This window comes from Streptomyces sp. NPDC088762, from assembly GCF_044750905.1.
GTDB lineage: Bacteria > Actinomycetota > Actinomycetes > Streptomycetales > Streptomycetaceae > Streptomyces.
This window is the reverse complement of sequence record NZ_JBIVKT010000010.1, coordinates 229,732-254,659: the sequence shown is the minus strand read 5'-3', so window position 1 is coordinate 254,659 and position 24,928 is coordinate 229,732. Positions and strand designations below refer to the sequence as shown.

The 24,928-nt window shown below is 72.9% G+C and carries 27 protein-coding genes; 11 read left to right on the top strand and 16 right to left on the bottom strand.

Features of this window, described 5'->3' with window-relative positions; genetic code table 11:
* Nucleotides 1–13: 13 nt before the first annotated feature.
* Nucleotides 14–1,480, bottom strand: coding sequence for a protein kinase (locus ACIP5M_RS23095; protein ID WP_401199875.1), 1,467 nt, complete (start codon nucleotides 1,478–1,480; stop codon nucleotides 14–16).
* Between the two features lie 125 nt (nucleotides 1,481–1,605).
* Here ACIP5M_RS23095 and ACIP5M_RS23090 point away from each other — a divergent pair, with 125 nt between their 5' ends.
* Nucleotides 1,606–2,127, top strand: a complete 522-nt coding sequence (locus ACIP5M_RS23090) for a DUF4240 domain-containing protein (protein ID WP_401199872.1) — start codon at nucleotides 1,606–1,608, stop codon at nucleotides 2,125–2,127.
* Between the two features lie 40 nt (nucleotides 2,128–2,167).
* On the opposite strand, the gene ACIP5M_RS23085 is transcribed toward ACIP5M_RS23090, so the two are convergent.
* Nucleotides 2,168–2,938: an SDR family NAD(P)-dependent oxidoreductase gene (locus ACIP5M_RS23085; RefSeq protein WP_401199870.1), complete on the bottom strand. Its 771-nt coding sequence runs from the start codon at nucleotides 2,936–2,938 to the stop codon at nucleotides 2,168–2,170.
* Between the two features lie 87 nt (nucleotides 2,939–3,025).
* Between ACIP5M_RS23085 and ACIP5M_RS23080 the strand changes: the two genes are divergently transcribed.
* On the top strand, nucleotides 3,026–3,679 hold the full coding sequence (locus ACIP5M_RS23080) for a TetR/AcrR family transcriptional regulator (protein ID WP_401199867.1): 654 nt from the start codon (nucleotides 3,026–3,028) through the stop codon (nucleotides 3,677–3,679).
* 32 nt (nucleotides 3,680–3,711) lie between these two features.
* Here the strand turns inward: ACIP5M_RS23080 and ACIP5M_RS23075 are convergent, their stop codons facing one another.
* A complete protein-coding gene (locus ACIP5M_RS23075; RefSeq protein ID WP_401199864.1) occupies nucleotides 3,712–4,107 on the bottom strand; it encodes a hypothetical protein in 396 nt (131 codons plus the stop codon).
* A gap of 165 nt (nucleotides 4,108–4,272) precedes the next feature.
* Nucleotides 4,273–5,682, bottom strand: a complete 1,410-nt coding sequence (gene glnA, locus ACIP5M_RS23070; protein WP_401199863.1) for a type I glutamate--ammonia ligase — start codon at nucleotides 5,680–5,682, stop codon at nucleotides 4,273–4,275.
* 186 nt (nucleotides 5,683–5,868) lie between these two features.
* Between glnA and ACIP5M_RS23065 the strand changes: the two genes are divergently transcribed.
* The gene (locus ACIP5M_RS23065; protein ID WP_401199861.1) at nucleotides 5,869–6,339 is read left to right on the top strand and encodes an RDD family protein; all 471 of its coding nucleotides are present in this window, start codon (nucleotides 5,869–5,871) and stop codon (nucleotides 6,337–6,339) included.
* A gap of 114 nt (nucleotides 6,340–6,453) precedes the next feature.
* Here ACIP5M_RS23065 and ACIP5M_RS23060 read toward each other — a convergent pair whose 3' ends face one another.
* The 5 genes from ACIP5M_RS23060 to ACIP5M_RS23040 form a co-directional block, all read right to left on the bottom strand.
* The gene (locus tag ACIP5M_RS23060) at nucleotides 6,454–7,152 is read right to left on the bottom strand and encodes a DUF4191 domain-containing protein (protein ID WP_401199859.1); all 699 of its coding nucleotides are present in this window, start codon (nucleotides 7,150–7,152) and stop codon (nucleotides 6,454–6,456) included.
* A 10-nt stretch (nucleotides 7,153–7,162) separates the two neighbouring features.
* The gene (locus ACIP5M_RS23055; protein ID WP_360875458.1) at nucleotides 7,163–7,360 is read right to left on the bottom strand and encodes a hypothetical protein; all 198 of its coding nucleotides are present in this window, start codon (nucleotides 7,358–7,360) and stop codon (nucleotides 7,163–7,165) included.
* A 262-nt stretch (nucleotides 7,361–7,622) separates the two neighbouring features.
* On the bottom strand, nucleotides 7,623–8,570 hold the full coding sequence (gene lipA / locus ACIP5M_RS23050) for a lipoyl synthase (protein WP_401199857.1): 948 nt from the start codon (nucleotides 8,568–8,570) through the stop codon (nucleotides 7,623–7,625).
* Nucleotides 8,571–8,679: 109 nt separating this feature from the next.
* Nucleotides 8,680–9,492: a lipoyl(octanoyl) transferase LipB gene (lipB, locus tag ACIP5M_RS23045; RefSeq protein WP_401199856.1), complete on the bottom strand. Its 813-nt coding sequence runs from the start codon at nucleotides 9,490–9,492 to the stop codon at nucleotides 8,680–8,682.
* A 43-nt stretch (nucleotides 9,493–9,535) separates the two neighbouring features.
* The gene (locus ACIP5M_RS23040; RefSeq protein ID WP_401199855.1) at nucleotides 9,536–9,898 is read right to left on the bottom strand and encodes a hypothetical protein; all 363 of its coding nucleotides are present in this window, start codon (nucleotides 9,896–9,898) and stop codon (nucleotides 9,536–9,538) included.
* A 173-nt stretch (nucleotides 9,899–10,071) separates the two neighbouring features.
* Between ACIP5M_RS23040 and ACIP5M_RS23035 the strand changes: the two genes are divergently transcribed.
* Both ACIP5M_RS23035 and ACIP5M_RS23030 read left to right on the top strand, forming a co-directional pair.
* Nucleotides 10,072–11,523, top strand: a complete 1,452-nt coding sequence (locus ACIP5M_RS23035) for a regulator (protein ID WP_401199853.1) — start codon at nucleotides 10,072–10,074, stop codon at nucleotides 11,521–11,523.
* Between the two features lie 98 nt (nucleotides 11,524–11,621).
* Nucleotides 11,622–12,038: a hypothetical protein gene (locus ACIP5M_RS23030; RefSeq protein ID WP_401199851.1), complete on the top strand. Its 417-nt coding sequence runs from the start codon at nucleotides 11,622–11,624 to the stop codon at nucleotides 12,036–12,038.
* Nucleotides 12,039–12,116: 78 nt separating this feature from the next.
* Here ACIP5M_RS23030 and ACIP5M_RS23025 read toward each other — a convergent pair whose 3' ends face one another.
* The 3 genes from ACIP5M_RS23025 to ACIP5M_RS23015 form a co-directional block, all read right to left on the bottom strand.
* Entirely contained in the window at nucleotides 12,117–13,364 is a 1,248-nt protein-coding gene (locus ACIP5M_RS23025; protein WP_401199850.1) for an FAD-dependent oxidoreductase, read from the bottom strand.
* 156 nt (nucleotides 13,365–13,520) lie between these two features.
* Nucleotides 13,521–14,417 carry a TIGR01777 family oxidoreductase gene (locus ACIP5M_RS23020; RefSeq protein WP_401199848.1) on the bottom strand — a complete coding sequence of 299 codons (897 nt, stop codon included), beginning with the start codon at nucleotides 14,415–14,417 and terminating at the stop codon, nucleotides 13,521–13,523.
* Between the two features lie 790 nt (nucleotides 14,418–15,207).
* Nucleotides 15,208–15,975, bottom strand: coding sequence for a VIT family protein (locus ACIP5M_RS23015; RefSeq protein ID WP_401199847.1), 768 nt, complete (start codon nucleotides 15,973–15,975; stop codon nucleotides 15,208–15,210).
* Nucleotides 15,976–16,065: 90 nt separating this feature from the next.
* On the opposite strand from ACIP5M_RS23015, the gene ACIP5M_RS23010 reads away from it, so the two are divergent.
* Nucleotides 16,066–17,145: a PP2C family protein-serine/threonine phosphatase gene (locus tag ACIP5M_RS23010; protein ID WP_401199845.1), complete on the top strand. Its 1,080-nt coding sequence runs from the start codon at nucleotides 16,066–16,068 to the stop codon at nucleotides 17,143–17,145.
* A gap of 93 nt (nucleotides 17,146–17,238) precedes the next feature.
* Here ACIP5M_RS23010 and ACIP5M_RS23005 read toward each other — a convergent pair whose 3' ends face one another.
* Nucleotides 17,239–17,490, bottom strand: a complete 252-nt coding sequence (locus ACIP5M_RS23005; RefSeq protein WP_215140646.1) for a hypothetical protein — start codon at nucleotides 17,488–17,490, stop codon at nucleotides 17,239–17,241.
* A 119-nt stretch (nucleotides 17,491–17,609) separates the two neighbouring features.
* On the opposite strand from ACIP5M_RS23005, the gene ACIP5M_RS23000 reads away from it, so the two are divergent.
* Nucleotides 17,610–17,987 (top strand): ArsC/Spx/MgsR family protein, encoded by a 378-nt coding sequence (locus ACIP5M_RS23000; RefSeq protein WP_401199843.1) that lies wholly within the window; start codon nucleotides 17,610–17,612, stop codon nucleotides 17,985–17,987.
* A gap of 7 nt (nucleotides 17,988–17,994) precedes the next feature.
* Here the strand turns inward: ACIP5M_RS23000 and ACIP5M_RS22995 are convergent, their stop codons facing one another.
* Nucleotides 17,995–18,993, bottom strand: a complete 999-nt coding sequence (locus ACIP5M_RS22995) for an alpha/beta fold hydrolase (RefSeq protein ID WP_401199842.1) — start codon at nucleotides 18,991–18,993, stop codon at nucleotides 17,995–17,997.
* Nucleotides 18,994–19,071: 78 nt separating this feature from the next.
* Between ACIP5M_RS22995 and ACIP5M_RS22990 the strand changes: the two genes are divergently transcribed.
* Together ACIP5M_RS22990 and ACIP5M_RS22985 are read left to right on the top strand one after the other, a co-directional pair.
* Nucleotides 19,072–19,533, top strand: coding sequence for a MarR family transcriptional regulator (locus tag ACIP5M_RS22990; protein ID WP_401199840.1), 462 nt, complete (start codon nucleotides 19,072–19,074; stop codon nucleotides 19,531–19,533).
* Complete coding sequence (locus ACIP5M_RS22985; protein ID WP_401199838.1) at nucleotides 19,530–20,987, top strand: PLP-dependent aminotransferase family protein; 1,458 nt, start codon at nucleotides 19,530–19,532, stop codon at nucleotides 20,985–20,987. Before ACIP5M_RS22990 ends, ACIP5M_RS22985 begins: the two co-directional genes overlap by 4 nt.
* Nucleotides 20,988–21,632: 645 nt before the next feature.
* On the opposite strand, the gene ACIP5M_RS22980 is transcribed toward ACIP5M_RS22985, so the two are convergent.
* Nucleotides 21,633–22,190 carry a TetR/AcrR family transcriptional regulator gene (locus ACIP5M_RS22980; protein ID WP_401199836.1) on the bottom strand — a complete coding sequence of 186 codons (558 nt, stop codon included), beginning with the start codon at nucleotides 22,188–22,190 and terminating at the stop codon, nucleotides 21,633–21,635.
* Nucleotides 22,191–22,272: 82 nt separating this feature from the next.
* Here ACIP5M_RS22980 and ACIP5M_RS22975 point away from each other — a divergent pair, with 82 nt between their 5' ends.
* Both ACIP5M_RS22975 and ACIP5M_RS22970 read left to right on the top strand, forming a co-directional pair.
* Nucleotides 22,273–22,875, top strand: coding sequence for a DUF2867 domain-containing protein (locus ACIP5M_RS22975; RefSeq protein WP_401199835.1), 603 nt, complete (start codon nucleotides 22,273–22,275; stop codon nucleotides 22,873–22,875).
* Between the two features lie 619 nt (nucleotides 22,876–23,494).
* Entirely contained in the window at nucleotides 23,495–24,040 is a 546-nt protein-coding gene (locus ACIP5M_RS22970; RefSeq protein WP_401199833.1) for a hypothetical protein, read from the top strand.
* On the opposite strand, the gene ACIP5M_RS22965 is transcribed toward ACIP5M_RS22970, so the two are convergent.
* On the bottom strand, nucleotides 24,033–24,899 hold the full coding sequence (locus ACIP5M_RS22965; RefSeq protein ID WP_401199977.1) for a Gfo/Idh/MocA family protein: 867 nt from the start codon (nucleotides 24,897–24,899) through the stop codon (nucleotides 24,033–24,035). The two genes, ACIP5M_RS22970 and ACIP5M_RS22965, sit on opposite strands and share 8 nt — an antisense overlap.
* Nucleotides 24,900–24,928: the final 29 nt, after the last annotated feature.

Here is a 24,928-nt window from a genome sequence, read left to right as displayed (position 1 = left end):
GGGGCGGGCCGCCTCATGTGCTCTGCTGCTGCGGGATCCCGTCCTCCGGCAGCCGGCCGGCCGCCACCGCCTCGGCGACGAGCTCCGCCAGCATCTCGCGGACGGAAGTCAGCTGCGCGTTGATGGAGTCGCGGCGGTGGGTGAGGGCGGCCAGCTCGCGCTCGGACTTGGTGCGGACGTCGGCGGCCTTGGCGTTGGCGTCGGCGAGGATGTCCTCGGCCTGGCGCTGCGCGATCTCCACCGTCTGCCGGGCCCGGCGGGCGCCGTCGGTACGGAGCTGCTCTGCCTCCAGGCGCAGTTGCTCGGCGCGGTGTTCGATCTCCGCGAGGCGCTTCTCGGCCTTGGCCTGCCGCAGGGCCAGGTCGCGCTCGGCCTGCTCGCGGCGCTTGGCCAGGAGGGTCTCGAAGTCCGAGGCCGCTTGGGCGGCCTTGGCGCGGGTCTCCTCGAAGAGGGCGTCGGCCTCCTCGCGCCTGGCGCGGACGTCCTGCTGGGCCTCGGCACGGACGGCCCGGATGTCGCGTTCGGCCCGCTCCCGCATATCCGCGATCTCCCGTTCGGCCGCGGCGCGCATCCGGGCCACCTCGGCCGCGCCGTCCCCGCCGCCCGGTACGGCGGGTGGCTGGGACGGGGGCTGACGGTACGCGGCCAGGAGGCGGTCCAGCTCGCGGACGACGGTGGCCGCGTCGGGCGGGCGGTGGGCGGGGTCCTTGGCCAGGAGGTGCATCACCAGGTCGGTGAGGCCGGCGGGGGCCGGGCCCGCGGGGAGGGGGCGGGGCTGTTCGTGGACCTGCTGGTAGAGCAGGGCGTGGGGCGCGGCGTTCGTGAAGGGCGGGTGGCCGGCGAGGCCCTCGTACAGGAGGCAGCCCAGGCTGTAGAGGTCGGCCCGGTGGTCGATGCCGGAGTCGCCCCGGCACTGTTCGGGGGACATGTACGCGAAGGTGCCCATGGCGGTGCCCGTGACGGTGAGGTCCGCGACGCGCAGCGTCTCGCCGAGGAACTTGGCGAGCCCGAAGTCCAGGACCTTGATCACGCCGCCGGAGGTGAGCATCACGTTCTGCGGCTTGACGTCGCGGTGGACGATGCCGCGCCCGTGGGCGGCGGCGAGGGCGGTGGCGATCTGGCCGCCCCAGTGGGCGATGTCGTACCAGGGCACGGGCGTGGCCCCGCGGAACAGCTTCGTGAGGGTCTCGCCCTCGATGCGTTCCATCACCAGGTAGAGGTACCGGCGGCCGGCGAGCAGGGTCTCCCCGCAGTCGTGGACGGTCACCGTGTGCCGGTGCGGGAGGGCGGCCGCCGAGCGCACCTCGTGCATGAAGCGGTGTTCGATCTGGGTGGTGTCCATACCCGGCACGGCGTGGACGAGTTTGGCGGCGACCGGCCGCATCATCCGCGTGTCGAGGGCGCTCCAGACCTCGCCCATGCCGCCCCCGCCCAGCGGCTTCTCCAGCCGGTATCGGCCGTCGATCAGTTCCCCCTGCATCGCACCCCTCCGCGACCGTTTCCGCACCCGTCGGGTTCGAGTATGCGGCCGGGCGGGGGGTCGGACACCGGCCTTTGGCCGTATGCGAGGTGGCGGCGCGGGGTCGGACCCGTGATGCTGGAGCGGTGATGGACGAGACGGAGTTCTGGGAGATCGTCGACAGCACCCGCGAGGCCGCCGAGGGCGACCCCGAGGAACACGCCGAGCTGCTCGTGGAGCGGTTGGCGCAGCTCGATCCGGACTCCGTCCTCGACTTCGCCCGCCACTTCGAGTCCCGGTACAACCGGGCGTACACCTGGGACCTGTGGGGGGCCGCCTGGGTGCTGCTCGACGGGGCGAGCGACGACGCCTTCGACTTCTTCCGCTGCTGGCTGATCGGGCAGGGCCGGGAGGTCTTCGAGGGCGGGGTGCACGATCCGGACCATCTCGCGGAGCTGCTGGGCGACTTCGACGAGGAGATCGACGGGGACGGCGAGGAGCTGGGGTACGCGGCCGACGAGGCGTACGAGCAGCTGACCGGCGCGGTGGCGCCGGACCTGGGCGTGCCCCTGCAACCGGCGGAGCCGGAGGGCACCCCGCTGGACTTCGAGAACGAAGCCGTGCTGGCGGAGCGCTTCCCCCGGCTCTGGGAGCGTTTCCGCTCCTAGGCTGCTGCCTACTGCCTGCTGCCCGGTGCCTGGCGCCGGCTCAGTAGTGCGTGCCGCCGTCGATGCGGATCTCCGTACCGGTGATGAAGGCGCCGTCCTCGGAGCCCAGCATCGCGACGACGCCGGCCACGGTCTGCGGGCCGGCGAAGCCCTGGCCGAGGGCCGGGGCGAGCTTGGTGAAGAGGGACCAGTCGGTGTCCTCGGGCAGGCCGGGGCCGTTGCCGGTGGTCATGCCGCTCTCGATGGAGCCGGGCGCGACGGAGACGAAACGCAGGCCCTGCTTGCTGTACTCGGCGGCCAGGGCGTGGGTCATGGACTGGATGCCGCCCTTGCTGGCCGCGTAGGCGGACATGTAGGGGTGGGCGAAGGACGCCGAGGTGGAGCTGAAGTTCACGACGACCGGCTGCTCGCCCGCCAGCAGGGCCGGGAGGGACTCGCGGATCATCAGGAAGGTGCCGGTCAGGTTGACCGCGATGACCTTGTTCCAGAGGTCGAGCGTGGTCTGCTGGGTGTGCGCGGAGCGCAGGATGCCCGCGGCGTTGACCAGGACGTCGATACCCGTGAGGGCGTCGACGGCGGCGGCGACGCCCGTCTTGACGGCGGCCTCGTCGGATATGTCGAGGACGGCGGTGGTCAGGCGGGCCTGGTGGCCGTCGGCGGCGGCCCGGTCGGCGGTGGCCTTGAGGCCGGCCTCGTTGACGTCCACCGTGTGGACCCGGCCGCCTTCGGCGAGGATGCGGTGGACGGTGGCCTGGCCGATGCCGGAGCCGCCGCCGGTGATGAGGACGCGACGTCCTTCGTAACGGTTCATGGGCGGAGCGTACCGAAGCACTGACACGTTTTGCCAGGGTGGCGCAGAATGCAGTTACGTCGGGGTCCGGGAGGTACGCTTCACCCCGTGAATTCCCCTCGCCCGTACTCTCCCCAGGCCGGTCCCGGAGTGCAGTCGCTGACCGAGCGCCGCAAGGCCGCGACGCAGCTCGACATCGCCCGCGCGGCCTGCGCGCTGTTCGCCGAGCACGGTCCCGACGGCACGACCGCCGAGGACATCGCCCACCGGGCGGGCGTGGCACTGCGTACGTTCTACCGCTACTTCCGCAACAAGCAGGACGCGGTGGCGCCGCTGCTCGCGGTCGGCGGTGATGCATGGCGGGCCCTCCTCGCCGAGGAGGCTCCGGGCACCCCCCTCGCCGAGGCCCTGGAGCGGGCGGTGACCCGGTCGCTGACCGGCGCGCAGGCGGTCGAGGAGGGGCTGGAGGTGACCCGCGGCCTGCTGCGCGCGGCCGCCGGCGATCAGGCCCTGCGCGCGGTCTGGTACCGGGTGAACCAGGACTCCGAGGAACACCTGGTCCCCGTGGTGGCCCGGCTGGCCGGCCCGGACGCCGACCCGCTGGGCGTCCGCCTGATCGCCGCGGCGGCCACCGACGCGATCCGCATCTCCCTGGAGCTGTGGTCGGCCACGGACGCCCCGGTCACCGGCCCCGGCTCCCCGGCGGAGCTCGCGGTCCGCTGCCTGCGGGACCTCACGAGCGCGATGCCCCTGCTCCGCTGAGTCCGGCGGAGCAGGGGCATCGCCCGAGTGCGTCAGCGGCCGTTGCCCCAGCTGCCGCTCCAGTTGCCGGAGTTGTCCCAGTTCCCGGAATTGTTCCAGTTCCCGGAGTCGTTCCAGTTCCCGGAGTCGTTCCAGTTCCAGGAGTCGTTCCAGTTGGAGTTGCGCCAGCCGGCGTCGTCACGCCAGGTGGAGTCGTTCCAGTTGCCCCAGTCGCCCCAGTCGTCGCGGTAGCCCCCGACGCCGCCGACCCGTCCGTCGTCCCAGCACCACCTGGGCACGTCGCGCCAGTCCCGGTTGCAGCATTCGTCCCAGCGCCCGTTGTTCCAGTCGCATCGCCAGTTGCCGCCACCACCGCCACCCGCGACGGTCGAGGCCGCGGCGCCGGCGACAGGCAGAAGCCCGATGGCGATGCCCGCAGCCCCTGCCATGGCTGCCGCAACGATCCTACGGCGCATTTCCATGCACCTCCGAACATGTCGCTTATAGGGCCTTCAGGTCATTTCCACCCTCACTCGCCCATGCGGCCCTGTCAAAGCGGAAAGGCCCCCCGCCGCTCTCCGTGGAGAGTGGCGGGGGGCCTCCCAGCAGGCTCTTTAGAGGTCGAAGTACAGCTCGAACTCGTGCGGGTGCGGACGCTGGGCGATCGGGGCGATCTCGTGCGTGCGCTTGTAGTCGATCCAGGTCTCGATGAGGTCCGGGGTGAAGACACCGCCGGCCAGGAGGTACTCGTGGTCCTCCTCCAGGGCCTTGAGGACGTCCTCGAGGCTGGTCGGGACCTGCGGGACGCTCGCGTGCTCGTCGGGCGAGAGCTCGTAGAGGTCCTTGTCGATCGGCTCCATCGGCTCGATCTTGTTCTTGATGCCGTCGAGGCCCGCGAGGAGCAGCGCCGAGAAGGCGAGGTACGGGTTCGAGGACGGGTCCGGCGCGCGGAACTCGACGCGCTTGGCCTTCGGGTTCGAGCCCGTGATCGGGATGCGCATGGCGGCGGAGCGGTTGCGCTGCGAGTACACCATGTTGACCGGCGCCTCGAAGCCCGGCACCAGGCGGTGGTAGGAGTTCACCGTCGGGTTGGTGAAGGCCAGCAGCGACGGGGCGTGCTTGAGGATGCCGCCGATGTAGTAGCGGGCGGTGTCCGAGAGGCCCGCGTAGCCGGCCTCGTCGTAGAACAGCGGGTCGCCGTTGGCCCACAGCGACTGGTGCACGTGCATGCCCGAGCCGTTGTCACCGAAGATCGGCTTCGGCATGAAGGTCGCGGTCTTGCCGTTGCGCCAGGCGACGTTCTTCACGATGTACTTGAAGAGCATCAGGTCGTCGGCCGCGGCCAGCAGCGTGTTGAACTTGTAGTTGATCTCGGCCTGGCCACCGGTGCCGACCTCGTGGTGCTGGCGCTCGACCTGGAGGCCCTGGGCGTCCAGCTCGAGGGAGATCTCGGCGCGCAGGTCGGCGAAGTGGTCGACCGGGGCTACGGGGAAGTAACCACCCTTGTAGCGGACCTTGTAGCCGCGGTTGTTCTCCTCGGAACCGGTGTTCCAGGCGCCGGCCTCGGAGTCGATGTGGTAGAAGCCCTCGTTCGCGGAGGTCGCGAAGCGCACGCTGTCGAACACGTAGAACTCGGCCTCGGGGCCGAAGAACGCGGTGTCGGCGATGCCGGTGGAGGCGAGGTACGCCTCGGCCTTCTTCGCGATGTTGCGCGGGTCGCGGCTGTAGGCCTCACCCGTGATCGGGTCGTGGATGAAGAAGTTGATGTTGAGCGTCTTGTCCTTGCGGAACGGGTCCAGGCGCGCGGTGGTGATGTCGGCACGCAGCGCCATGTCGGACTCGTGGATCGCCTGGAAGCCGCGGATGGAGGAGCCGTCGAAGGCGAGCTCCTCCGCCGGGTCGAATGCCCGAGCCGGGATGGTGAAGTGCTGCATCACACCAGGCAGGTCGCAGAAGCGGACGTCGACGAACTTGACGTCGTTCTCCTCGATGTACTGCTTCACTTCGTCGGCGTTCTGGAACATCCAACTCCTCCTACTCCCGGTCCCCGGGGGAGGGACGGGCTTTATAGCTCGTGGTGCGTCAGTGCGGTGCCGCACGCTGACCCGACCATAAGCAGACGGGATTTCTCAAGCATGACCCATTTGTTTCGCACAAGTTAACCAGGGTCCCGTCCGAAGGTCGCGAGACGCCACCGGTACCGTGGTCGGGTGGACAACAGGCAAGCACTCGGATCGTGGCTCTCCGGCCCCCGCGCGGCCGCCGAGGACATGGGCATCGACTTCGGTTACCCGGGCCGCCGCTTCGGCATGCCCGAGCAGGGGCCCGGATCGATGGCCCGGTTCGGGCGGCGGCTGGGCGCCATCGCCCTCGACTGGATCGGCTGCGAGGTGATCGCCTACGGCCTGATCACGCGCGGTGGCGACATGAACGCGCTGGCCAACTGGACCTACGTCCTCTTCCTGGCCCTGACCCTGCTGACGGTCGGCACCGTGGGCTTCACCCCCGGCAAGCGGATCGTGGGCCTGCGGGTGCTCGCGGAGGACGGCAGCCGTCTGGGTCTCGGCCGGGTCCTGCTGCGCACGCTCCTGCTGGCCCTGCTCGTCCCCGCGCTGGTCCGGGACAAGGACGGCCGCGGCCTCCACGACCGACTGGCGCGCGCCGTCCAGGTCCGCATCTAGAGCGCAGAACCGGATCGCGCCGCAGGTGACGGCGCAGGTGACAACGTAGGGGCGCCCCCGAACCGCTCGGTTCGGGGGCGCCCCTACGTCGTATACGAAAAGCAGGTGATCCGGTCAGCGCATCTTTCCGCCGCGCGGCATCCGCATGCCCTTGGGCATGGGGCCCTTCGGCAGGGGCATGTTCGACATCAGGTCACCCATGGCGCGCAGCTTGTCGTTGACCTCGGTGATCTGCGGGCCGGCCAGCACGCGCGGCAGCTTGAGCAGGGTGGTGCGCACCTTCTTGAGCGGCACCTCGCCCTCGCCCGTGCCCACGATGAAGTCGTGCACCGGCACGTCCGGCATGATCCGGGCCAGCTTCTTCTTCTCGTTGCCGAGCAGCGGCTTCACGCGGTTCGGGTTGCCCTCGGCGATCAGCACCACGCCGGCCTTGCCCACGGCGCGGTGGACGATGTCCTGCTGCCGGGTCATCGCAACGGCCGGGGTGGTCGTCCAGCCCCGTCCCACGTTGTCCAGTACGGCCGCGGCCGCGCCCGGCTGTCCCTCCATCTGCCCGAAGGCAGCCCGCTCGGCCCGTCGCCCGAAGACGATCGCCATCGCGAGGAACGCCACCAGGAAGCCCAGGATGCCCAGGTAGACCGGGTGGTCGATCAGGAAGCCGATCGCAAGAAAGACACCGAAGGTGACGATTCCCACGCCCGCGACGATCAGACCGACCTTCGGGTCGGCCTTGCGCGTCATCTTGTAGGTCAGGGCGATCTGCTTCAGTCGCCCGGGGTTCGCAGCAGTCTCTGCGTTTGACTTCCTCGCCATAGAGCGAAGTTTACGTGGCCTGCGGGGTCCGGGTCGCCGCGGCCTCAAGTACGTGTTCGGTTTCGACCCGGTCCTTGGCCCTGCGGCGGTCCTCGAGCACGGCCGCCCAGGCGTTGCGGCGGGCACCGCTCATGAGCAGCGACTCGATGCCCCGGAAGGCATCGGACAGGGTCGGGATGGCGATGGCGCGTACGGGCGCGGCCTGCATATGTCGATCCCCTTCACGGAACTCACGTCGTCAGTGCGGTTGCGGTGTGTGGATCCAGCGTCACTGATTGGTGTTACCAGCGCATGGCCGGACGGTCAAACGTGATGAAACATATACGCGGCCCGCCGGGCTCTTCCTTGAAAGAGCCTAGGGGCCGCGTCGATGCAGTGTTACCCGTTGGTAGTATTTTGTGCGTGAGTTCACACAGTCCGGGGGGTAGCGCGCGTCACACGGTGACGGCCGCACCGCCTACGCCTCCGCCTCAGAGGGCCGCGCGCTTCTCCATCGCCTGCTGGTACAGGCGTCCGGCCCGGTACGAGGAGCGGACCAGCGGGCCCGACATCACGCCGGAGAAGCCGATCTCCTCGGCCTCCTTCGCCAGCTCGACGAACTCGGCCGGCTTCACCCAGCGCTCGACGGGGTGGTGCCGCGGCGAGGGGCGCAGGTACTGGGTGATGGTGATGAGCTCGCAGCCGGCCTCGTGCAGGTCCTTCAGGGCCTGCGAGACCTCCTCGCGCTCCTCGCCCATGCCGAGGATCAGGTTCGACTTGGTGACCAGGCCGTAGGCGCGCGCCTGGGTGATCACGTCGAGGGAGCGCTCGTAGCGGAAGGCCGGGCGGATCCGCTTGAAGATCCGCGGCACCGTCTCGACGTTGTGCGCGAAGACCTCGGGTCGGGAGGCGAAGACCTCCTCCAGCAGCTCCGGCACCGCGTTGAAGTCGGGGGCCAGCAGCTCGACCTTGGTGTGGCCGCCCTCGCGGCCGGCCGTCTGCTGGTGGATCTGGCGCACGGTCTCCGCGTACAGCCAGGCGCCGCCGTCGGCCAGGTCGTCGCGCGCGACGCCGGTGATGGTGGCGTAGTTCAGGTCCATCGTGACGACCGACTCGCCCACGCGGCGCGGCTCGTCGCGGTCCAGGGCCTCGGGCTTGCCCGTGTCGATCTGGCAGAAGTCACAGCGCCGGGTGCACTGGTCGCCACCGATGAGGAAGGTGGCCTCGCGGTCCTCCCAGCATTCGTAGATGTTCGGACAACCGGCTTCCTGGCACACCGTGTGCAGTCCTTCGCCCTTCACCAGGGCCTGCATCTTGGTGTACTCGGGACCCATCTTCGCCCGGGTCTTGATCCACTCGGGCTTGCGCTCGATGGGGGTCTGGCTGTTCCGGACCTCCAGGCGCAGCATCTTGCGTCCGTCGGGTGCGACTGCGGACACGACCGGCTCCCTGTGACTTTGATTCTTCGGCGCCCACCAGGGTACGCCCGTAATTTCATACGCTCTTACGTCGGCCAACCTGCGGGGGGCCGGACGCATTCCCCGCCCGCTAGGCGCCCGCCGGCTGCTCCGCCTCCCGCTCTATCTCCCGGGGCCGCAGCTCGGCGTGCTCCAGTACGTCCTTCAGGTGCCGTTCGATCACGGGCAGCACCTCTGCGATGGTGACCTCGCGGCCCAGTTCGTACGAGAGCGAGGTCACACCGGCGTCCCGGATCCCGCAGGGGATGATCCGGTCGAACCAGGTGCTGTCGGGGTTCACGTTGAGCGAGAAGCCGTGCATGGTGACGCCCTTGGCGACGCGGATCCCGATCGCGGCCAGCTTGCGGTCTTCGCGGCGCTGGCCGGCGTTGGACGGGGCGTACTCGGGGCCGTTCAGCCGGGCGTCGAACTCGTCGTCGTGCATCCGGGGGTCGAAGTCGAGGGACAGGCCGCCGATCTTCGGGCGTTCCTCGACGGGGTCGCCCAGAACCCACACCCCGGAGCGGCCCTCGACGCGGGTCGTCTCCAGGCCGAACTCGGCGGCCGTGCGGATCAGCGCGTCCTCCAGGCGGCGAACGTGGGCGACCACGTCCACCGGGCGGGGCAGCTTCATGATCGGGTAGCCGACGAGCTGGCCCGGCCCGTGCCAGGTGATCTTGCCGCCGCGGTCCACGTCGACGACGGGCGTGCCGTCGAGCGGGCGCTCGCTCGGGTCGGTCCGCCGGCCCGCCGTGTAGACGGACTGGTGCTCCAGCAGCAGGCAGGTGTCCCCGATCTCGTCCGCGAAGCGGGCGGCGTGCACCCGGCGCTGCTCTTCCCAGGCTTCGGTGTACTCGACGAATTCCGGCCCGAAGCCCAGATGCACAAACCGGAGATCAGTCACCGCAGCGCCTCCTCGTTGAACCTGCTGTGTGCACGTATCGCACTCAGCAAGGGTACGGCGGCCCCTCCGGAGGTCCCTCCGGGGGCCCGGGCGCCGGCTCCGGCAGGGCCGACGGGGGTTCCGGCAGGGCCGGCGGGGGTTGCGGCGGCGGCCCGGGGAGCTGTTTCGGGCGGCGCCGCCCCTTCGGCGGCCGGTCGGGGTCCTCGTCCTCGCGGGGCAGCCGCCGGTGCCCCTCCGAGTGGTCGTTGACCCAGCCGCACACCCCGCAGGCGTACCGCCCGTCGAGCCCCGCGATGTAGGTGCCGCAGCGCCGGCACTCCGCCTCCGTCAGCTCGGGCGGGGGCAGCGGAGCGGTGGATTCGGGCCGCTCCTCGGGGAGGTGCGGCCCGTGGGGCCGGCGGGTCATGGGCGGCAGCGTACGCGGGGGGAGGGGGTCAGTCCGTAAAGAGCCCTACCGATTCTGCACACGATCGGATGAATGTGGGACAGAGAGGACGGCAAGAGGGGAGTTCGCCGCTACATTCACGCCGTTCACAGGGCCGGGACTCCGGTCCGTCACGTCAGGAAACCGTGGAGCCGATGACGGAACGACCTGCCCAGCGCGTCCCCAACCGGCAGCTCGCGGCGCTGATCGCGGAAGCCGGGTTCTCCAACGCCGGGCTCGCCCGCCGCGTCGACCAGCTCGGCCTGGAGCACGGTCTCGATCTGCGGTACGACAAGACCTCCGTGACCCGGTGGCTGCGCGGGCAGCAGCCGCGCGGGACGACCCCCGCGCTGATCGCGGAGGTCTTCACCCGGCGGCTGGGGCGGCGGCTCTCCGCGCAGGACCTGGGGCTGGACGCCTGCGCGCCGGTGTACGCGGGGCTGGAGTTCGCGGCCACCCCGGAGGAGGCCGTGGACATCGCGAGCGGGCTGTGGCGCAAGGACTCCGGCTCCCACGCCGAACTGCGGAAGATCGCCTTCACCCCGGCGGGGCTGGTCGTGCCCAGCCGTGACTGGCTGATCGGGCGGGCCGACGAACGGGTGGGCCGCGGCGCCCATCCGACGACACCGCCGGACGCCGCCCGCGTCCCCGTGCAGGGGCGCGTCTCGGTGCCCCGCCAGCGGCAGATCGACCGCGGTCCCGGGCAGCGGGTGACGAGCGGGGACATCGCGGCGCTGCGCTCGGTGAGCGAGCTGTTCCGCACCCTGGACCACGCCTACGGCGGCGGACACGCCCGCCAGGCCCTCGTGCGGTACCTGGAGCACGAGGCCGAGCCGATGCTCCGCGGGACCTACGGGGAGACCACCGGACGCCGGCTGTTCTCCGCCGCGGCCGATCTGACCCGGCTCGCCGGCTGGACCTCGTACGACATCGCCGCGCACGGGCTGGCCCAGCGGTACTTCGTGCAGGCGCTGCGCCTCGCGCAGGCGGCGGGCGACCGGCCGTACGGGTCCTACGTGCTGGTCACGATGAGCCGGCAGGCGGTGTACCTGGGGCACGGCCGGGAGGCGGTGCAGCTGGCCCGCGTGGCCCAGCAGGGCGTGGGCTCCGGTCCCCCGCCGGTGGTGCAGGCGCTGCTGCATGCGGCGGAGGCGCGCGGGCACGCGGTCCTCGGCGAGGTGCGGGCTTCGACGGCCTCGCTGGTGCGGGCCGAGCGGGCGCTGGGTGCGGCCCGGCCGGGGGACGACGTACCGCACTGGGCCCGGTTCTTCGACGAGGCGCAGCTGGCGGACGAGTTCGGGCACTGCCACCGGGACCTCCAGCAGTACCGGGCGTCGGCGCAGCACGCGGAGCGGTCCCTGCAGCTGCGGGCGCCGGGGTACGCGCGGTCGCGGCTGTTCTGCCGGGTGGTGCTGGCCACGGCGCGGCTGGGGCTGGGCGAGCTGGACCAGGCGTGCGCGCTGGGCGCGGAGGCGGCGCAGCAGGCGATGGAGATGCGGTCGGTGCGCGCGGTGGAGTACGTACGGGACTTTGAGCGGCGGCTGGAGCCCTACCGGGACGCCTCGGCGGTGCGTACGTACCGGGACCGGGTGGCGGCGCTGTCGTGAGGTGCCGCGGGCGACGGTAACTGCGGGCGCCCCGGGCGACGGTAACGATCTTCGCGCACCCCTGGCGTGAAGATCATCCGGCGTGCGACCGTCCGCGCATGAGAGATTCGACGCGACGCAAGATCGGCACGATCGCCGGCGTGTACCTGGCCATCGCGCTCCTTCCCGGCATCACGGTCGACGGCGAGGGCATCGACGTGGCCCTCGTCGGGCTCATGGCCGCCGCCGTGCTGGTCGTGGTGGGGCAGATCGTCCTGATCAGCCCCAGCTCGGACTGGCGCGGCGGCTCCCCGGCGGCCGTGCTCGTCCTCGTCGTGCTGGGCTTCGTCCAGGACTTCCTGCTGTGGCTGCTGGTCTCCTGGGCCCTGCCGGAGATGGGGGCGCGGCTGGAGGTGTCGGGCCTCGGCACGATGGCGCTGGCGGCCCTCCTCACCCGGAGCCTGGCCCTGGCGCTGGTGATGCTGCTGCCGCCGAGCCCGGAGCACTACGAGGGCGCCGGGGCGGAGGCGGCCTGACGCAGGGCTGAGGCATCGCCGCGCACGCAGGGGCCCGGTCCGGTGACATCCGGGCCGGGCCCCTGTCGTGGGTGGTTCTCAGGCCGCCACCGGAAGAGCGGGCTCCGGGGCCACCGGGAGCGGGATGCCGAAGTCGCGCAGCACGGCGGTGGTGGCGCGGCGGGCGGAACGCAGGGCGCCCTGGACGGTGTTGGTGTCCCGGTGGTCCCCGCACACGTACAGGCCGGCCAGGACGCGGACCGGGCGCCGCAGGTCGTGGGGCGGGGGCATGGCGGGTACCGCCTCCGGGGTGTGGTGGACGGCCAGCAGGTCCCAGTCGCGGGTGGGGGTGTCGTAGAGGCGGGCGAGGCGCGAGGCAACCGTGCGCGGGGGTGGGGGCGGGCCGAGCACGGTGGTGGTGACCAGGCTCCGGCCGGCCGGGGCCCGCGTCGGGTCGACGGCGCTCATCACGGTGGTGTGGCAGACGGGCCACTCGGGGTCCGCGTCGAGGAGCAGCGAGCCGTCCCAGGGCACGGGCGCGGCGGTGGCGTGGTGCAGGACGGTGACCTCGTGGAAGCCGGGCACCCGCAGGCCGGGCAGGAGTTCGGCGGCGGCGCGGGCGCCGGTGGCCAGGAGGACGGAGCGGCAGCCGAAGTCGCCGTGCTCCTCGGTGGTGACCAGGTTGGTCGCCACCGAGCGGACCCGGACCCCGGTGCGGACGGTACCGGCCGGCAGGGCGGCGGCGAGGAACTCGGGCAGCGTCGCCGCGCCGCCCTCGGGCACGGCGAGGCGGCCGCGGGCGAAGCCGCGCAGGGCGAGGTCGGCGACCCGGCTGGAGGTGGTGAGCTCCGGGTCGCGGAGCAGGGCGGCGAGCAGCGGCCGGAGCACCCCGTTGAGGGTGCGCGGCGGCAGACCGCGCGAGCGCAGGGCGGCCAGCGCGGTGCGCTCCGGGCGGGCGAGCAGGCGTTCCTCGGGCAGGGCGGCGAGCCGCCCCAGCGCGGCGCTGAGCCGTGCCTGGTCGAGGGAGCCGCTGGCCAGGGCGCGGGCCGGGGTGAGGGCCCCCGCGCGGAGCTGTTTGCCTTCGGCGTGGACCAGGACCCCGGGCGCGAAGGGGCGCAGGGGCAGGGCCGACAGGCCGGGGGTCCGGTGCAGTTCGGTGTACGAGGTGTTGAGCAGCTGCCCGAGCCGGTCCAGCCGGAATCCGTCGGCCGAGACGGTGGCCATCCGGCCGCCGGGGTCGCCCGCGGCCTCCAGAACGGTGACGGCGACCCCCGCTGCGATCAGGTGGTGCGCGGCCGCGAGTCCTGAGACTCCGGCTCCTACGATGACGACGTCCGCATTGAGCACGTGCCCCTCCCCGAGGTCGGCGCGGCTGTGTGGGGATCCTCCTTCCCCCAACCGGCTCCAGGGGAACCCAAGTTGGTTGGGGTATTGCGGTCATCTCCGGTCGCACGGCGGTCGCATCCGGGTCACAAACGGTCGCACGCCGGTCGCACGGCCCGGCTATCCGGTGCGGAGCGAAGCCCGGATGGCCTGCTCGATGCCGGGGTCGTGGAAGACGAAGCCCGAGTCCAGCAGGCGGGTGGGGCGGGCCCGCTGACTGCCCAGCACGTCCGAGGCGAGCTCCCCGAGCACGAGGCGCAGGGCCACCGCCGGTACGGGCAGCACCGCGGGCCGGTGCAGCACGCGGGCCATGGCGGCCGTGACCTGGCGGTTGGTCAGCGGCTCGGGGCCGGTGAGGTTGACCGGGCCGGAGAGGGAGGGGGTGTCGATGATGTGGCGCAGGGCCGCGATCTCGTCGCGCAGCGAGATGTACGGCCAGTACTGGCGGCCGTTGCCGAGCCGGCCGCCGAGGCCGGCGCGGAAGAGGGGGAACATCCGGCCCCAGGCCCCGCCGTGGCCGGCGACGACCAGGCCGGTACGGGCGAAGGCGGTACGGATCCCGGCCGCGCGGGCCGGCTCCGCGGCCGCCTCCCACTCGACGCAGACCTGCGCGAGGAAGCCGTCGCCCGCCGGCGAGTCCTCGTCGACGACCCGGTCGCCGGCGTCGCCGTAGTACCCGACGGCGGACCCCACGACGAACACCTGCGGGGGCTGCTCCAGCGCGGCCAGCGCCCGGGCCATCGCGGCCGTACCGAGGACCCGGCTGTCGCGGATCTGCTTTTTGTACGCGGCTGTCCACCGGTGCTCGCCGATCCCGGCCCCGGCCAGATGCACGACGGCCGCGCAGCCGGTCAGCGCACCGGGATCGACGTACCCCCGCACGGGATCCCACCGCGCCTCGTCCGCCCCGGCGGGCGCCCCCCGCACGAACCGCACCACGTCGTGCCCGTCCCCCCGGAGGGACCGCACGAGGGCACTGCCGATGAGCCCGCTGGAACCGGTGACCGCGATACGCATACCCCCATCCTGCCGGGTCGCTGCGCTGGCTCGGCCGGATCGGGGGCGGGGCGCGCGGCTCGCCGCGCGGGCTCGGGGGCGCGTCGCGGCATGCGCCACCCGCGGCGGAACCGTACGGGCCCGGAAGCGGGCCCCCTCACCCCCCGCCGGGGAGGCCCCGGGCTCCGCCCGGACCCGCGCCTCAAACGCCGGCGAGGCTGACATTGCGCTCCGCGCAATCCAGCCGGGTCGCTGCGCAGGCTCGGGCGGATCCGGGGCGGGGCCCGCGGCTCGCCGCGCGGGCTCGGTGGGGCGCGTCGCGGCATGCGCCGCCCGCGGCGGAACCGTACGGGCCCGGAAGCGGGCCCCCTCACCCCCCTGCCGGGGAGGCCCCGGGCTCCGCCCGGACCCGCGCCTCAAACGCCGGCGAGGCTGACATTGCGCTCCGCGCAACCCAGCCGGGCCGCCGCTCAAGACACCGGCTCAGCCGGAGCCAGCCCACCCCCGCCCACACTCGAGGCACCGGATCAAGCGAAGCCACCTCCTGCCCGCGCGGGGCGTTTGAGGCGCCGGTTCAAGCAAAGCCGCCCCGTGCCCCGCGGGCGTTTGTGGCACCGGATCAAGCGGAGCCACATCCAGCCCCGCCGGCGATTGAGGCGCGGGGTGCGGGGCGGAGCCCCGGGGGCGGGCGGAGCCCGGCCCGCACCGCCGGCCACGCAGACCGGGCGCAGCCTCACCGCCCTTCCCAACGCTCCACACGCCCGATCAAGCGGAGCCACACCCAGCCTCGCCGGCGATTGAGGGGCGGGGGTCAGGTGGTGCCGAGCCAGGTGCCTACCGCGTAGGTGACGGCCATGGCCAAGGCGCCGCCGACCACGTTGCGGCCGACCGCGCGGAGCGCCGGCGCTCCGCCGAGCCGGGCACTGATCACCCCGCACAGCGTCAGCGCCGCCAGCACCGCCCCCACGGTCACGGGCACCCGCTCCGACGGCCCCGGCAGCACGATCGCCAGCAGCGGCAGCAACGCCCCCACCGTGAAGGCGACCAGGCTGGCCAGCGCCGCATGCCACGGATTGGCCAGCTCGTCGGGGTTGATCCCCAGCTCCACCCGGGCGTGAGCCCGCAGCGCGTCCCGCTCCGTCAGCTGCTCGGCCGCCTCCCGCGCCAGCTCCCGGCTCAGCCCCCGCCCCATCAGCAGCTCGGTGAGTTCGTCCAGCTCCGCCTCCGGCTCCTCCGCCAGTTCCCGCCGTTCCAGATCCAGCGCCGCCCGTTCCGAATCCCGCTGGGAGCTGACCGACACGTACTCCCCCGCCGCCATCGACAGCGAGCCCGCCAGCAGTCCGGCCACCCCCGCCGCCAGGATCGCCGAGCGCGAGGTGGTGGCCCCGGCCACGCCCACCACCAGGCCGGCCGTGGAGATGATCCCGTCGTTGGCGCCGAGCACCCCCGCCCGCAGCCAGTTCAGCCGCGTGCTGATCTCCCCGCTCTGCGCACCGCCCCCGGCGCCGTGGGCCTCGAGGTGCGCGGGCGTCGGGGCCGCCTTGGCCGGGGCCTCACCCGGGCCTTCGTTTACCGTCACGCACACCACTGTCGCGGCCAGGACCGCCGCGGGCCACCCGGTGGACCGGTCCGGGGTGCGCGGGCACCGCCCCCGTACCAGGGTGGAGGTGTGAAACGCGGACGCGGGGAGCCGGGCTGGCTGCGCGGGGCGCCGCCGCCGCGCTGGGCCCGGTTCGCGCCCGCGGTGGCCCTCGTGGTGCTGGTCCTCGCCCAGAGCCTCACCCCCGGCGACGTGGAACTCGGCTACTTCCTGGCCGGTCTGCCGCCGGTGGCGGCCTTCGCGTACGGGGCGGCCGGGACCGCGTTCTTCGCCGCCCTCGTGCTCTTCCTGCTGGGCGTGCCCAGCCTCGGCATCTCCCACGCCCGGGGCGCGGACCTCGCCACGGTGGCCACGGTCGGGCTGCTGAGCGTGGTGATCGCCTGGGTCCGGCGGCGCCGGGACGCGCAGCTGGTCAGCGTACGGACGGTCGCGGAGGCGGCGCAGCTGGCGGTCCTGCCGCCGGTGCCGGAACGCGTGGGTCCGGTGGCCTGCTCCGGCCTCTACCGGGCGGCCCAGCGCGGCACCCTGGTCGGCGGGGACCTGTACGACGTACGGGCGGGGCCGTACGGAGTGCGGGCGCTGGTCGCGGACGTGCAGGGGCACGGCCTGGCGGCGGTCGGCACCGTGGCGGCGCTGGTCGGGGCCTTCCGCGAGGCGGTGCTCGACGACGCGGAGCTGTCAGCCGTCGCGGCCCGGCTGGACCGGCGGCTGACGGCGGACGCGTCCGCCGCGTCCGTGGAGCGGCCCGAACTGTTCGCGACGGCCGTGCTGATGGAGTTCCCGCCCGGGCTGGACCTCGTACGGATCGTGTCGTGCGGGCACCCGCCCGCCCTGCGCCTGCGCGGGCGGCTGGTGGAGGAGGTCGCCGTGGAGCCTGGTCCGCCGCTGGGCCTGGGGCTCGGGGGCCAGCTGCCCGCGCAGGTCGCGGAGCTGCCCGTACGGCCCGGGGACCGGTTCCTCTTGCACACCGACGGGGTGACCGAGGCCCGGGACGCGGCGGGGCACTTCTATCCGCTGGCCGTGCGGGTGCCCGTACTGGCGACGGATCCGGCGGGCCTGGTCGAGTCGGTGTGGCGGGATCTGGTGACCTTCACGGGCGGTGGACCACGCGACGACGTGGCCCTGCTGCTGCTCTGCCAGGACGGATGACCACTCCGTGCCGGTCCTGCCGGTCGGCACGGAGTGGGTGAGGGCCGGTGGCCGGTGGCCGGTGGCCGGTGGCCGATGGCCGATGGCCGACTGTCACGCCTCCTGGATGAAGGCGCGCACCATCTTGCAGGTGACATTGGACGGCCGGTGGATCCCCGTCCGGACGGCCATCGTCCGGATCTTCCGGTTGGTCGCGCGCCGGGCGTCGTACGTCCCCGAGTCGAGCAGGGATATCGCCAGGCGCATCGCCTTCAGACGGCGGTTGTGGCTCTCGTACCACTCGCGGGGCAGACCCGCCGGCAGCGGCTTCTTCTTGACGTGCTGGATGGTGGTGGCAGTGGCCATCTACAGCCTCCCAAACGGTAGTTGGCTTCCTGTCGTTCTCCCTCGATTTTACCGGCGACCACTGACAGAAGCCCCTGGCCAGACCGGCTCCCGACCACGCTCTGGATAGGCTGGGGGCCATGGAGATCTGGATCAATCCCGCCTGTTCCAAGTGCCGCAGCGCGCTGACCCTGCTGGACGCCGAGGGCGCCGACTACACCGTGCGCCGCTACCTGGAGGACGTCCCCTCCGAGGACGAGATCCGCGACGTGCTCGGCCGCCTCGGACTGGAGCCGTGGGACATCACGCGCACCTCGGACCCGCTGGCCAAGGAGACGGGCGTACGGGACCTGCCGCGCGAGGAGACCGACGAGGCCCGGGCCCGCTGGATCGCCCACCTGGCCGCGCACCCGAAGCTGATCCAGCGTCCGATCATCACCGCCGAAGACGGCACGGCCGTGGTCGCCCGCTCCGAGGAGGCGGTCCGGGACGCGCTGTCCCGCAACGGCCGGTCCTGACTGCCCCTCAGCCCTGGACCAGCCGCCGGGCGATCTCCTCGGCCGCCGTGAGCGGCAGCCCGTGGTGTGAGACTCCGGAGAGTACGTCGATGCGCGCGCCCGGCAGCGCCGCGGCGGCGGCCCGGGCCGCGCGGGCGGCGTCGTGGCAGCGGGCACGCTCGGCGAACAGGACGTGCACCGGCAGTTCCCCCGGTCCGGAGACCCCGGCGAGGTCGGGGCGCGGGCCGGTGACCGGCCGGACGGCGGGGAAGCGGGCGGTCTCGTCCTGGAGCCGCAGCCAGGCCGGGTCGAGCGCGGCGCCACCGGTCTCCCAGGCCAGGAACGACCGGATCCGCCGCGGGGTGGGCCGCACCAGCATGGGCAGCGCGCGCAGTACGTAACCGGGGCGGAGCCCGGTGAACACCTGGGTCGGGTCGAGCAGGACGAGGCGGCCGAGCCGGGCACCGTCGCGGGAGGCGGGCTGGGAGCCGGAGCGCGCGGCGGGCTGGGAGCCGGAGCGCGCGGCGGAGTGGGTCGCGCCGGGGACGGCGTTACGGGCGGCGTAGTGGGCGGCGTAATGCGCGGCGATCCACGCCCCGTACGAGTGTCCACCGAGGGTGAGGGCCTGCCGGCCGGGGCCGCCGGCTTCGCCGAGGAGCGCGTCCAGCACCGCGTCGAGCCAGCCGACGAGGTCCCCGGTGGTCCGTACCGGCCGTCCCGGCGCGGGGACACTGAGTCCCGGATCCCCCACCAGGTCGACGGCGTGCACGCGGTGTCCGCGGGCGAGCCCGGCCGCGGCGCAGGCACCCCACACGGCGGAGGTGGCTCCGCCGCCGGGGAGCAGGACCAGCGGCGGCGCGCTCAGCGGGCCGCAGCTGTTGACGCGGGTGAGGCCGTACGGGGTGGGCAGCTCGACGGCCTCCACCCGCCCGGGCCACTGGCCGAGGGCGGTGTCGTAGGCGGCACGGAAGGACGCCCTTGCACGCGCACGCGCACTCGCACTCGCACTCGCAGAGCCGGTCGGCATGGGGGCTCCACCTCCAATGTCTCGAAGCGCGATAATCTCGCTCAGCGAGAGATATCAGATCAGGCGGCCGGAGGCCATGTGGACGACAACCGGGAACCCGACCCACTGCACCTGGTGCACCTCCTCCGGGCGGTGACCGTCGAATTCGGGCTGCGGCAGGCGGAGTTCGCCTCCCGCAACGGCATGCATCCGACCGACGTACGCGCCTTGATCTGCCTGCTGGACGCGGCCCGAGCCGGCGAAGCGGCCACCGCGGGCCTGCTCGGCACCCGTCTGGGCCTCAACTCGGCGGGCACCACCGCCGTGATCGACCGGCTGGAACGGCTCGGCCACGTGGCCCGGATCCGGGACGACCACGACCGCCGCCGCATCCTGCTGCGCGTGGAGCCGGAGGCGATCCGTCTGGGCCGAGAGTTCTTCGGCCCCCTGATCGACGGGCTGCTCCAGGTGCTGGACTCCTTCGCCCCCGCCGAACGGGAGACCATCCGCCGCTTCCTGACGGCCGCGCACACCGTCTTCGCGGCGGAGGCGGGCGCATGACGTCTCGCGGGGCGGGCGGAGGGGGCGGCTTGGGCTCGGAGGCGGGGGTGGGGTCCGGAGCGGGGACGGGGGCCGGAGCCGATCTGCACTTGGAGCTCCGCGTAGAAGGGGCTCGGCGGGCCGCCCTTGCACAGGCGCTGCGCGACGCCGTACGCAGCGGCCGACTGGCGGGCGGAACCCGGCTGCCGCCCTACCGGACCCTGGCCGCCGACCTCGGACTGGCCCGCAACGCCGTCGCCGACGCGTACGCGGAGCTGGTCGCCGAGGGATGGTTCACCGCCCGCCAGGGCTCCGGAACCCGGGTCGCGGAAGGGGTGGCGGCCGCGGCCGCACCGGCCGCACCGGCGGGACCCGCCCCCGAACGCCCCCGCTTCGACCTCCTCCAGGGCAAACCCGACCCGGCCTCCTTCCCGCGCGGTCCGTGGGCCGCCAGCGCCCGGCGGGCCCTCGCCGCGGCGCCCACCGAGGCCTTCGGACCCGGCGATCCGCACGGCCGCCCGGAGCTGCGGCGGGCGCTGGCCGGCTATCTGTCCCGGGCACGGGGCGTGCGTACCGGCCCGGAGAACATCGTGATCTGCTCCGGCTTCGCCAACGGCCTGCGCCTGCTCGCCTCGATCCGGCCCCGGGACTGGGCCGTCGAGGCGTACGGACTGCCCTTCCACCACGGAATCCTCGAAGCCGCCGGGGTCCGCCCGCACCCCCTTCCCGTAGACGGGGACGGGGCCCGGACCGACGAAGTCCCGGCCCGGGCCCGCACCCTGCTCCTCACCCCGGCGCACCAGTTCCCGACGGGCGGCCGCCTGCTGCCGGCCCGGCGCGCCGCCGCCGTGGAGTGGGCGCGTACCGCCGGCGGGCTGATCGTGGAGGACGACTACGACGGGGAGTTCCGCTACGACCGCAAGCCGGTCGGCGCCGTACAGGGACTGGCCCCCGACCACGTGGTGTACGCGGGCTCGCTCAGCAAGAGCCTGTCGCCGGCGCTGCGCCTCGGCTGGCTGGTCCTCCCCGAGGACTTGGTCGGTCCCGTCCTGGCGGCGAAGGGGCTCCGCGAGTCCTGGGCGAGCGCGCTGGACCAGCTGGCCCTGGCCGACTTCATCGAGTGCGGCGGCTACGACCGGCACGTGCGCCGCATGCGCCGCCACTACCGGGACCGCCGCGACCAGCTCGTCTCCGTACTGGCGGCCCGCGCCCCGGAGGTCCGGGTGACCGGCATCTCGGCGGGCCTGCACGCGGTCGTGGAACTGCCGCCGGGGCGCGAGGCCCCGGCCCTGGCAGCCGCCGAGGCCGCGGGCCTGGCCCTGGACGGCCTCTCCTCCTACCGCCACCCGGCCGCGTCCGGCCCCTCCCGCGAGGGCTTGGTGGTCGGGTATGCGGCACCTCCGAACGCGGTTTTCGGGAGGGCTGTGGGGGTGTTGGGGGAGGTGGTGAGGGGGCTTGAGGGAGGGGGTGGGTGAGGGGTGGATCGGGGGGGAGGGGCGGGGCCCCAATTGCTCGGAAGTGGTGAGGGTTTGGGGGTTTCCCGTCAGTCCCATCGTCTCTCCGGTTCGGGCCGGTCCCTCAAGGGCGCTCCCTTCGGTCGCGTCGCTTCGCGATGGCCTGCGGCCACCCTTGACCGACCGACCCGAACCGGAAAGCCGAAAGACTGCCGGGAAGCCCCCAAAAGAACGATCCACGGGTCCACGCCCATATGCGGGCCCGCCAGGGAGCAGACGACCCCGCTCCCCCAGACCGGCCAGGGTCAACCATGAGGGCTGGACGGCGCCCAGGCCCGGGCGCCCATGCGGCCCCGAGCCCGGGCCCGCGAGCAGGCATGTTCCGGGCCACGGGCGGCTCTACCTGCACCAAACGGCGGCGAGAAGACCCTCCGGACCCGCGAGCGCGTCAAATCGCTACGCGCTCCTCATTTCTCGGCGTCCTGCGGCCGTCTGGGGCTGGACATAAGCCGCCCAAGATCGCTACAAGCGTCTCCGAGACCGCGGCAGCGGGTTGTTTGTCCCTATTTGGTGGCTGGTTGAGGGGCGTGAAGCGCCTAGATGGAGTGAGAGGTTGGGAAAACCGGTCTCAGGCTCCGCCTGGGCAAGTCGGGCGAGTTGGGCGAGTCAACGGAGGAGCCACTGCCTGGTCAGGGCCATGACTTCGGCTCGGGAGCGGCCAGGGTGGTCGGCGGCGATGAAGTGGTAACCGATCCGGAGGGAGAAGGCGAGCATGCAGCGGACCTCGACTTCGTCCTCGTCGGGGCAGAAAGAGCGGAACAGGGAACGCAGGTAGTCCATACGGCGGTTGTCGCAGCGCCGCAGGCGCTGGGCGACCTGTTCGTCGCGGCGGGCCCAGTCGCGGATCGCGAGGTCGGCCGCGACGCCCGTCGTCGGGCCGTCGGCGGACGAGGCGATCGCGAAGAGGCGCTCCAGTTTGGCCCTCGCGTCTCCGCCTCCGCTCTCGACTTGTTCGATCACCGACTCGGTGACCCCGCGCTCCCAGGTGTCGAGCATCTCCGTGAGCAGCGCGCCCCGGTTGTCGAAGTAACCGTAGAAGCCGCCTTTGCTGACGCCGAGCGCCTGTGCCAGCGGTTCGATCCGGACGGCCTCCGGGCCGCCGGCTGCCAAGGCTCTGAGGCCTTCCTCGATCCACTTGCCGCGAGGCGTCCGCGTCACGCCCATGGTGTTCCTCCCTCGTCTATACGGTGCCGTATAGAAGGTGCTAGCTTGATCTATACGGCATCGTATAGATAGGGGCCAACGGATGAGACTCCCCGTGACTGCGCACACCTCCCGCCCCTGGCGGATCCATGAGATCGCCGGTGACTTCCACGTCGAGGACGTGTGGGCGCTCCCGACCCCAGGCGGTCCCGACGACCTCGCGCGGCTGGTGGACCAGTTCACCCACGGCACCGGAGAGCCCATCTCCGGCCCGATCCCGCGCATGCTCTTCGCGATCCGCTGGAAGCTCGGCAAGCTCTTCGGCTGGGACGAGGCCGGCTCCGGGGTCGGCACCCGCGTGGACTCGCTCCGGAACCGACTGCCCGAGGACCTCAGGGAGGGGCCCCGGGGTGCGGACCTCGGCGCGGTCCCCTTCACGTCCGTCTACCAGACCCACGACGAGTGGGTGGCGGAGATGGGCAACCGGACGGTGCACGGCCTGATGCACATCGGCTGGGTACTCGACGGAACGGGCGGCTACCACGGCCAGATGGCCGTCCTGGTCAAGCCGAACGGCTTCCTCGGCACCGTATACATGGCAGCCATCAAGCCCTTCAGGTACCTCGGCGTCTACCCGGCCCTGATTCGGGGCATCGGCCGCGAGTGGCAGGCGAACACCAGGCGGCCCGCAGACGCCGAGACGTGAGGAGCGCGTAGAGATCGATCGCGGCTTATGTCCAGCCCGAGACGGCCGCAGGACGCTGATAAATGAGGAGCGCGTAGCGATTTGACGCGCTCGCCGGTCCGGAGGGGCTTCTAGCCGCCGTCTGGTGCGGGTAGAGCCGCCCCCGGCCCGGAACATGCCTGCCGGCGGGGCCGGGCTCGGGCATGGTGCGCGCGCCCAGGCGCCGTCCAGCCCTCATGGTTGGCCATGGCCGGATTAGGGGAGCGGGGTCGTCTGCTCCCTGGCGGCCCCTCATATGGGCATGGACCCGTGGATCGTTCTTTTGGGGGCTTCCCGGCAGTCTTTCGGCTTTCCGGTTCGGGTCGGTCGGTCAAGGGTGGCCGCAGGCCATCGCGAAGCGACGCGACCGAAGGGAGCGCCCTTGAGGGACCGGCCCGAACCGGAGAGACGATGGGACTGACGGGAAACCCCCAAACCCTCACGGATTCCGGGTAAGTGAGCCCCCGCACCCAGCAGTGATGAGTGCGGCGTCAAGACCCCGCCCAGCCGGGAGTGCCTCTCTTCACCTCGCCCCCACGTCCGTCCCGCGTAGGGTGGCCCGAGCAGCAAAACGGGACGTACCGCACCAAAGGGACCCATCGTGAACGAGCAGCCGCAGCCGCAGCACCAGCCGCAGCCCGCCGCCGGTGGGCACCCGCATCCGCCGCGCCGGCGGGGCACCGACTGGATGTTCGGCGGGGTGTACGGGACGGTGCTGGCCAGTGGGCTGTTGGCCGCGCTGCACCGGGAGGGCGGGGACTACACGCCGTTCTACGACGCCAGCTGGGTGCTCGTCACGGCCACCACCGCCGGCCTCGCGCACGGGTACTCGCACCACATGTCCGCCCACCAGCGGGGCTCCGCGCTCCATCGGTGGCAACCGTTCGCCCGGGCGCTGTGGAACGAGTGGCCCATGATCGTGGCCGCCCTGCCCACCGTCCTGCTGCTGGTGCTCGCGGGGCTCGCCGGCTGGGACGAGTACGGGGTCACCTCCGTCGGCCTCGCCCTCAACACCGCGCTGCTCTTCGCCTGGGGTTCCTTCGTGGCGCTCCGGGTCGGCTACCGGCTCCACTCCGCGCTGCTCATCGGCCTGGCCGACGCCGCCATCGGGCTCGCCATCATCGTGGCCAACGCCCTCATCAAATAGGGAGCTGCCCCTCCGCCTCCGCCAGAAGCTCCGTCAGCCGGGCTCCGAACTCCGCCCCCCGCGGGTCCGGCACCCCCGTCCGGGCCGAGGTGAGCAGGGCGTCCAGGGCGCGCCCGTAGGCGCCCGGGACGTCGCTCCAGCCGGGCAGCGCGTGAACGCCTTCGGTGCCGCGCAGTTCCAGGCCCACCCCGGCGGCCTCGCGCGGGGCGCCCAGGCTGAGTACGGCGGTGCTGGCCGCGCCGGAGGCGTGCCGGAGGGCCAGCTGGACCACGTCGGAGGGGCCGCGGGTGGCGCTGAGGGCGGTGACCTCCCCGAGGATCGGGATCAGCACGGAGAGCGCGTGGGGGCCGACGTCCCACAGGCCGCCCTTGGCCTTGCGCCAGGGCGAGTCGGCGTAGGCGCTGGGCGTGCCGTCGGGCGGGAAGACGGCGCCGAGCCAGTGCGCGGAGGCGGTGAACCAGCCGGAGCGCCCGGCCTGTTCCGCGACCCAGCCCGCGGTGGGCTCGGCGAAGCGCAGGGTGAGGAAGACGACGGAGGCGACCTCGTGCCGCGCCACGGCTGCGGCGACGGCCCGGGCGTCCTCGAGGGTCGTCGCGACGGGCTTGTCGAGCAGCAGGTGGCAGCCGGCGGCGGCCGCGCGCACGGCGAGCGGGGCCTGGACGTCCGGCGGCAGGGCGAAGGCCACCACGTCGCAGTCGGCGAACAGCGCCTCGGGGTTTTCGTACACCTTCACGCCGTACTCGCCCGCCAGCTCGGCGGCGGCTTCGGGCCGGCGGCCCCACACTCCGGCGAAGTCGGAGCCGGTGTGCGCGGCGAGTGCGGGGGCGTGCGTACGGCGCGCCCAGGGGCCGGTGCCCATCAGTCCGACCCGGGGTCGGGGGCCTGCGG

Coding starts and splice junctions, on each gene's coding strand:
- ACIP5M_RS23095 (WP_401199875.1), bottom strand. CDS start 1,480: ATGCAGGGGGAACTGATCGACGGCCGATACCGGCTGGAGAAGCCGCTG.
- ACIP5M_RS23085 (WP_401199870.1), bottom strand. CDS start 2,938: ATGAACCGTTACGAAGGACGTCGCGTCCTCATCACCGGCGGCGGCTCC.
- ACIP5M_RS23075 (WP_401199864.1), bottom strand. CDS start 4,107: ATGGCAGGGGCTGCGGGCATCGCCATCGGGCTTCTGCCTGTCGCCGGC.
- glnA (WP_401199863.1), bottom strand. CDS start 5,682: ATGTTCCAGAACGCCGACGAAGTGAAGCAGTACATCGAGGAGAACGAC.
- ACIP5M_RS23060 (WP_401199859.1), bottom strand. CDS start 7,152: ATGGCGAGGAAGTCAAACGCAGAGACTGCTGCGAACCCCGGGCGACTG.
- ACIP5M_RS23055 (WP_360875458.1), bottom strand. CDS start 7,360: ATGCAGGCCGCGCCCGTACGCGCCATCGCCATCCCGACCCTGTCCGAT.
- ACIP5M_RS23040 (WP_401199855.1), bottom strand. CDS start 9,898: ATGACCCGCCGGCCCCACGGGCCGCACCTCCCCGAGGAGCGGCCCGAA.
- ACIP5M_RS23035 (WP_401199853.1), top strand. CDS start 10,072: ATGACGGAACGACCTGCCCAGCGCGTCCCCAACCGGCAGCTCGCGGCG.
- ACIP5M_RS23030 (WP_401199851.1), top strand. CDS start 11,622: ATGAGAGATTCGACGCGACGCAAGATCGGCACGATCGCCGGCGTGTAC.
- ACIP5M_RS23020 (WP_401199848.1), bottom strand. CDS start 14,417: ATGCGTATCGCGGTCACCGGTTCCAGCGGGCTCATCGGCAGTGCCCTC.
- ACIP5M_RS23005 (WP_215140646.1), bottom strand. CDS start 17,490: ATGGCCACTGCCACCACCATCCAGCACGTCAAGAAGAAGCCGCTGCCG.
- ACIP5M_RS23000 (WP_401199843.1), top strand. CDS start 17,610: ATGGAGATCTGGATCAATCCCGCCTGTTCCAAGTGCCGCAGCGCGCTG.
- ACIP5M_RS22995 (WP_401199842.1), bottom strand. CDS start 18,993: ATGCCGACCGGCTCTGCGAGTGCGAGTGCGAGTGCGCGTGCGCGTGCA.
- ACIP5M_RS22985 (WP_401199838.1), top strand. CDS start 19,530: ATGACGTCTCGCGGGGCGGGCGGAGGGGGCGGCTTGGGCTCGGAGGCG.
- ACIP5M_RS22980 (WP_401199836.1), bottom strand. CDS start 22,190: ATGGGCGTGACGCGGACGCCTCGCGGCAAGTGGATCGAGGAAGGCCTC.
- ACIP5M_RS22975 (WP_401199835.1), top strand. CDS start 22,273: ATGAGACTCCCCGTGACTGCGCACACCTCCCGCCCCTGGCGGATCCAT.
- ACIP5M_RS22965 (WP_401199977.1), bottom strand. CDS start 24,899: ATGGGCACCGGCCCCTGGGCGCGCCGTACGCACGCCCCCGCACTCGCC.